This window comes from Pseudomonas sp. CG7 (assembly GCF_023701885.1).
Taxonomy (GTDB): Bacteria; Pseudomonadota; Gammaproteobacteria; order Pseudomonadales; family Pseudomonadaceae; genus Aquipseudomonas; species Aquipseudomonas zanjanensis.
In genome coordinates this window covers 91,871-99,177 of record NZ_JABAEE010000015.1, presented here as the reverse complement: position 1 = coordinate 99,177, position 7,307 = coordinate 91,871, and the positions used below count along the sequence as shown (strand labels likewise).

Here is a 7,307-nt window from a genome sequence, read left to right as displayed (position 1 = left end):
CCAGGCATTGGTGGTGCTTGCTCGCAAGCTCTGCCGGGTGGCATTTGCCTTGATGAAAAATCAGAGCGAATACCAGCCGAAGCCTATGTTGCAGGGTTGCCCTGCAACATAGAATCTCCCACAGGTCCTGCGTTTCCAAAAAAATGTGAAAGTGAGTACCTACCCATGTCTTCCAACACGAGCAACGGCAAGGCGATTTTTCGCGTTGTCAGCGGCAACTTCCTGGAGATGTTCGACTTCATGGTCTATGGCTTCTACGCCACGGCCATCGCCAAGACGTTCTTCCCCGCCGACAGTGCGTTTGCCTCGCTGATGCTGTCCCTGGCCACGTTCGGTGCCGGGTTCCTGATGCGCCCCCTGGGAGCGATTTTTCTCGGTGCCTACATCGACCGCCATGGCCGTCGCAAAGGCTTGATCATCACCCTAGTGCTGATGGCCATGGGCACCATACTGATCGCCTGCGTGCCGGGCTACGCCGTCCTCGGCGTGGCGGCGCCCTTGCTGGTGCTGCTCGGCCGCTTGCTGCAAGGTTTCTCCGCCGGCGTGGAACTGGGTGGCGTGTCGGTTTACCTGGCGGAAATCTCCACGCCGGGGCGCAAGGGCTTCTTTGTCAGTTGGCAATCGGCCAGCCAACAGGCCGCCGTGGTGTTTGCCGGTCTGCTGGGGGTTGGCCTCAATCACTGGTTGAGTCCCCAGGAGATGGGGGATTGGGGCTGGCGCGTACCGTTCCTGGTGGGTTGCATGATTGTCCCGGCAATCTTCATGATCCGTCGCTCGCTGGAGGAAACGCCCGAGTTCCAGGCAAGAAAACATCGCCCTACCCTGTCGGAAATCGTCCGCTCAATCGGTCAGAATTTCGGCATCGTCCTGGCCGGCATGGCGTTGGTGGTGATGACCACCGTGTCGTTCTACCTGATCACCGCCTACACACCGACCTTTGGCAAGGCCGAGTTGAACCTGTCGGACCTGGACGCGCTGCTGGTCACGGTGTGCATCGGCTTGTCGAATTTTTTCTGGCTGCCAGTGATGGGGGCGTTTTCCGACAAGATCGGACGCAAACCCCTGCTGCTCGGTGCGACTGTCCTGGCGATCCTGACCGCTTATCCGGCCCTGTCCTGGCTGGTGGCGAACCCCAGTTTCAGCCATTTGCTGATCGTCGAGCTGTGGCTGTCGTTCCTATATGGATCCTACAACGGTGCAATGGTCGTCGCCTTGACGGAAATCATGCCGGTCGAGGTGCGCACCACCGGGTTCTCCCTGGCCTACAGCCTGGCGACGGCAACGTTCGGCGGGTTTACCCCGGCAGCCTGTACCTACCTGATCCATGTGCTCGACAACAAGGCCGCACCGGGGATATGGCTCACTGGGGCGGCAGTGCTGGGGCTGATTGCCACCCTGGTACTGTTCAAGGGTAATCGGCATGAACTGCGCACGGCGCAGGCTTCCGTAGTGGGCGGCGCCTGATAAATCGTCATCGCGAGCAAGCTCGCTCCCACAGTTGACCGAGTTGTTGCTGATGTATGCGGTCCAATGTGGGAGCGAGCTTGCTCCGGGCGGCGATCCGACGATGAGGCCAGCCCAGGCACCACAAACTCCAGACAAAAAAACGCCCCGAAAGTCGGGGCGTTTCCACAAGCGGCTAACGCTTAGCGCGGGAACGCTGGCGGGTTTACCCCGGCCATGTCTTCCATCACGCGAACCACCTGGCAGCTGTAACCGAATTCGTTGTCGTACCAGACGTACAACACAACGCGGTTATCTTGGCTGATGGTGGCTTCAGCATCCACCACACCGGCGTGGCGCGAGCCCACGAAGTCGGTGGACACCACTTCCTGGGAATTGACGAAGTCGATCTGCTTGTGCAGCTCGGAGTGCAGCGCCATATAGCGCAAGTACTCGTTCATCTCTTCACGGGGGGCGGCTGTCTCAAGGTTCAGGTTGAGAATGGCCATCGACACGTTCGGCGTCGGCACGCGGATCGCGTTGCCGGTCAGCTTGCCGGCCAGTTCAGGCAGGGCCTTGGCGGCGGCGGTGGCGGCACCGGTCTCGGTGATGACCATGTTCAGCGCTGCGCTGCGGCCACGGCGATCGCCCTTGTGGAAGTTGTCGATCAGGTTCTGGTCGTTGGTGTACGAGTGAACCGTTTCGACGTGACCGTTGACGATGCCAAACTTGTCGTTCACGGCCTTGAGCACCGGCACGATGGCGTTGGTGGTGCAAGAAGCGGCGGAGACGATCTTGTCGTCAGCAGTGATTTCGCCGTGGTTGATGCCGTGAACGATGTTCTTCAGCTTGCCCTTGCCAGGCGCGGTCAGGACAACGCGGTCGACACCCGGGCAGGCCAAGTGCTGGCCCAGGCCGTCGGCGTCACGCCATACGCCGGTGTTGTCCACCAGCAGTGCGTCCTTGATGCCGTACTGGGTGTAATCCACCTCGGTCGGGTTCTTCGCGTAGATCACCTGGATCAGGTTACCGTTGGCGGTGATGGTGTTGTTTTCTTCGTCGATGGTGATGGTGCCGTTGAACGAGCCATGGACCGAATCGCGACGCAGCAGGCTGGCGCGCTTGGTCAGGTCGTTCTCGGCGCCCTTGCGCACCACGATGGCCCGCAGGCGCAGGCCGTCGCCACCACCGGTTTTTTCGATCAGGATGCGCGCCAGCAGACGGCCGATACGACCGAAGCCGTACAGGACCACGTCAGTGCCTTTGCGAGCCGAAACGTTCTGCTGGCCAACCACATCAGCCATCTCTTCACGCACGAATTGCTCGGCGCTGCGGCCATTGCCTTCGTTGCGGAATTTGAATGCCAACTTGCCCAGGTCCACCGAAGCCGCGCCGAGCTTGAGCTCGCTCATGGCCTTGAGCAGGGGGAATGTTTCGTGGACGGAGAGTTCGCTGTCGTCGGAAGAACGGTGGCGCGCAAAGCGGTGGGCTTTGAGGATCGCGATGACAGACTGGTTGATCAGGCTGCGGCCATAGATCGAGCTCACCACGTTGTTATTGCGGTAGAGCTGACCGATGAGAGGGATCATCGCTTCGGCGAGCGCTTCACGATCAATCCATTCACCAAGACACTGGTCGGGCTTCTGAGTCACGGTAACCTTCCACATGTAGGGGCTGAAAAAAGGGGCTACATTATGCCGCCGAGTCCTCTGCGGAGCAATGCGCGCCCGTCGCGCCGTGGTTTTCCTGCCTGCCTGGGTAGTCTGCGACTGACAGCAGCCCCCTTCCCCCGCTACAATTGTCGACTTTGTCGCAATGCTGGAGCTCAATCTTCCGTGCCCGTTCTGCGTCTTCCGCTTCTCCCTGCCGCGGCAGGTAAACAGCACGGGGGCAACCTGCCCGGTGCCGCCCTGAGCCTGGCCATCGCCGAGGCTGCCAGCGCTGCAAAGCGTTTCACCCTGCTACTGACCGCCGACAGCCAAAGCGCCGAACGGCTGGAACAGGAGCTGAGTTTCTTCGCGCCGGATTTGCCGGTCTTGCATTTTCCGGACTGGGAAACGCTGCCCTACGACCTGTATTCACCGCACCAGGACATCATTTCCCAGCGAATCGCCAGCCTTTATCGGCTGCCGGAGCTCAGTCATGGCGTTTTGGTAGTGCCGATCACCACAGCCCTACATCGCCTGGCCCCGACCCAATTTCTGCTCGGCAGCAGCCTGGTGCTGGACATCGGCCAGAAGCTCGACGTCGAGCAAATGCGCACCCGCCTCGAGGCCAGTGGCTATCGTTGCGTCGACACGGTGTATGAGCACGGCGAGTTCGCGGTGCGCGGCGCCTTGATCGACCTGTTCCCGATGGGCAGCAAACTGCCGTATCGCATCGACCTGTTCGATGACGAAATCGAGACGCTGCGCACCTTCGACCCGGAAAACCAGCGCTCCATCGACAAGGTGCAGTCGATCCGCCTGTGGCCGGCCAAGGAATTCCCGTTGCAGAAAGACGCCGTGACCCGCTTCAAGGCGCGCTTTCGCGAACGCTTCGATGTGGATTTCCGCCGTTGCCCGATCTTCCAGGACCTGAGCAGCGGGATCACGCCCGCCGGTATCGAGTACTACCTGCCGCTGTTTTTCGAAGAAACCTCCACCCTGTTCGATTACTTGCCCCAGGACACCCAGGTGTTTTCCCTGCCGGGCATCGAGCAAGCGGCGGAAAATTTCTGGAACGATGTGCGCAACCGCTACGAAGAGCGTCGCGTCGATCCGTCCCGGCCTCTATTGCCGCCAGCCGAGTTGTTCCTGCCGGTGGAAGATTGTTTTGCCCGTCTCAAGAGTTGGCCGCGCGTGGTGGCGAGCCAGCAGGACGTGGAAACCGGCGTCGGCCGTGAGCGCTTCCCGGCCAAGGCATTGCCGGACCTGGCCATCGAAGCCAAGGCCACGCAACCGCTGGCGGCGCTGGCGGGTTTTCTCGATGCATTCCCCGGCCGCGTACTGTTCACCGCCGAATCCGCGGGACGTCGCGAAGTGCTGCTGGAACTGCTCGAACGTTTGAAGCTGCGACCGAAGACTGTCGACAGCTGGCCGGACTTCGTCGCCGGCAAGGATCGCCTGGCGATCACCATCGCGCCGCTGAACGACGGCCTGGTCCTGGATGAGCCAGCCTTGGCGCTGGTGGCCGAAAGTCCGTTGTTCGGCCAGCGGGGCATGCAGCGCCGCCGTCGCGAGAAACGTGCCGACGCCGCCAACGACGCCGTCATCAAGAACCTCACCGAGCTGCGTGAAGGCGCGCCGGTGGTACACATCGATCACGGCGTGGGTCGCTACCTGGGCCTGGCGACACTGGAAATCGACAACCAGGCCGCCGAGTTCCTAACCCTTGAGTACGCCGAGGGCGCCAAGCTCTACGTGCCAGTGGCGAACCTGCACCTGATCGCTCGCTACACCGGCAGCGACGATGCCCTGGCCCCGCTGCATCGCCTGGGCTCGGAAACCTGGCAGAAAGCCAAGCGCAAGGCGGCCGAACAGGTGCGCGACGTCGCTGCCGCACTGCTGGACATCTACGCCCGTCGCGCGGCTCGCGAGGGCTACGCCTTCGCCGATCCGAAAGCCGACTACGAAACCTTCAGTGCCGGCTTCCCCTTCGAAGAAACCGTCGACCAACAGACCACCATCGAAGCCGTGCGCGCCGACATGCTCGCCCCCAAGCCCATGGATCGACTGGTGTGTGGCGACGTGGGCTTCGGCAAGACCGAAGTGGCGATGCGCGCCGCCTTCATTGCCGTGCATGGCGGCAAACAGGTGGCGATCCTGGTCCCGACCACCCTGCTGGCCCAGCAGCACTACAACAGTTTCCGCGACCGCTTCGCCGACTGGCCGGTGACCGTGGAAGTGATGAGCCGTTTCAAATCCACCAAGGAAGTGAACGCCGCCGTGGCCGACCTGGCCGAGGGCAAGATCGACATCGTCATCGGCACGCACAAGCTGCTGCAGGACGACGTGAAGATCAAGAACCTGGGGCTGGTGATCATCGACGAAGAACACCGTTTTGGCGTGCGCCAGAAGGCACAGCTCAAGGCCCTGCGCAGCGAAGTCGACATCCTGACCCTGACCGCCACGCCGATCCCGCGCACGTTGAACATGGCGGTGTCGGGCATGCGCGACCTGTCGATCATCGCCACGCCGCCGGCCCGGCGCCTGTCGGTGCGCACCTTTGTCATGGAGCAGAACAAAAGCACGGTCAAGGAAGCCCTGCTGCGTGAGCTGCTGCGCGGCGGCCAGGTCTATTACCTGCACAATGACGTGAAGACCATCGAGAAATGTGCCGCCGACCTGGCCGAGCTGGTGCCGGAAGCGCGCATCGGAATCGGCCACGGGCAGATGCGCGAGCGTGAACTCGAACAGGTGATGAGCGACTTCTACCACAAGCGCTTCAACGTGCTGATCGCCTCGACCATCATCGAGACCGGCATCGACGTGCCGAGCGCCAACGCCATCATCCTCGAGCGCGCCGACAAATTCGGCCTGGCCCAACTGCACCAGTTGCGCGGCCGGGTCGGGCGTAGCCACCACCAGGCCTATGCCTACCTGTTGACGCCACCGCGCCAGCAAATCACCCCGGATGCGGAAAAACGCCTGGAAGCCATCGCCAACACCCAGGACCTCGGCGCCGGCTTCGTGCTGGCCACCAACGACCTGGAAATCCGTGGCGCCGGCGAATTACTCGGCGACGGCCAGAGCTGCCAGATCCAGGCCGTCGGCTTCACGCTGTACATGGAGATGCTCGAACGCGCGGTCAAGTCGATCCGCAAGGGCGAGCAGCCGAACCTCGACCAACCCCTGGGCGGCGGGCCGGAAATCAACCTGCGAGTACCGGCACTGATCCCGGAAGACTACCTGCCGGACGTCCACGCACGGCTGATCCTCTACAAACGCATCGCCTCGGCCAGCGACGAGGAAGGCCTCAAGGACCTGCAAGTGGAGATGATCGACCGCTTCGGCCTGCTGCCGGAACCGACCAAGAACCTGGTGCGCACCACGCTGCTCAAGCTCAAGGCCGAGCAACTGGGCATCAAGAAAGTCGATGGCGGCCCCAATGGCGGCCGGATCGAGTTCGAGGCCCAGACGCCGGTCGACCCACTGGTGCTGATCAAGTTGATCCAGGGCCAGCCCAAACGCTACAAGTTCGAAGGCGCCACGATGTTCAAGTTCATGGTGCCCATGGAACGCGCGGAAGAGCGTTTCAATACCGTAGAGGCGCTGTTCGAGCGCCTCACTCCGACCACTGCTTGAAGGACGCCCCATGCGCCTGTTTCGCTCATTGACCTTGTTGTTGACCCTGGTCGCTCCCCTGGCGTTCGCCGACGACCTGTATCAGGTTGAAATGATCCTGGTGCGCCAGAACGCCGAGCCGGCGATTGTCAGCCGCGCCGCACCGGAAGACTGGGACGCCGGCGCGCAACGCCTGGGCGCGGACAGCCAGCGCACGCCGGCCTTGGGCAACGTCGTCGAGAAACTCACCGCCAGCGGCCAATACACCGTATTGATGCACAAGGCCTGGCAGCAGACCCTCGGCGAACAGGGCCGAAAAGTTGCCATCAGCGACGGTACTGAACAGTTCGGCCAGTTCCCTATCGAGGGCACCCTGGAACTGAAACTGGGGCGCTTCACCGACGTGGATGCCGATTTCTGGGTCAACCAGATCGACGCCAATGGCCTGGTCACCGCCAGCGAGCGCCTCAAACAGCAGAGCCATACCAAGAATGGCCAACTGAACTTCCTCGACAACGGTCACCTCGGCCTGTTGATCAAGATCACTTCGCTGACTGCGCCCGCACCTCGGCAGGCACCTGAAGTCATTCCGGACTGATT

Annotated in this window: 4 protein-coding genes and 1 pseudogene; 4 read left to right on the top strand and 1 reads right to left on the bottom strand. The window is 62.0% G+C overall.

Annotation, left to right across the window (positions count from 1 at the left end):
• Together HGO40_RS09025 and HGO40_RS09020 are read left to right on the top strand one after the other, a co-directional pair.
• Nucleotides 1-112, top strand: a pseudogene (locus tag HGO40_RS09025) (IS110 family transposase); the annotation flags it as partial.
• Nucleotides 113-165: 53 nt separating this feature from the next.
• Nucleotides 166-1,464: an MFS transporter gene (locus HGO40_RS09020; RefSeq protein WP_250962703.1), complete on the top strand. Its 1,299-nt coding sequence runs from the start codon at nucleotides 166-168 to the stop codon at nucleotides 1,462-1,464.
• A gap of 182 nt (nucleotides 1,465-1,646) precedes the next feature.
• Here the strand turns inward: HGO40_RS09020 and HGO40_RS09015 are convergent, their stop codons facing one another.
• Entirely contained in the window at nucleotides 1,647-3,110 is a 1,464-nt protein-coding gene (locus HGO40_RS09015) for a glyceraldehyde-3-phosphate dehydrogenase (protein ID WP_250962702.1), read from the bottom strand.
• A gap of 168 nt (nucleotides 3,111-3,278) precedes the next feature.
• On the opposite strand from HGO40_RS09015, the gene mfd reads away from it, so the two are divergent.
• Together mfd and HGO40_RS09005 are read left to right on the top strand one after the other, a co-directional pair.
• A complete protein-coding gene (mfd, locus tag HGO40_RS09010) occupies nucleotides 3,279-6,728 on the top strand; it encodes a transcription-repair coupling factor (RefSeq protein WP_250962701.1) in 3,450 nt (1,149 codons plus the stop codon).
• A 10-nt stretch (nucleotides 6,729-6,738) separates the two neighbouring features.
• Entirely contained in the window at nucleotides 6,739-7,305 is a 567-nt protein-coding gene (locus HGO40_RS09005) for a CsiV family protein (protein ID WP_186705225.1), read from the top strand.
• Nucleotides 7,306-7,307 lie beyond the last annotated feature (2 nt).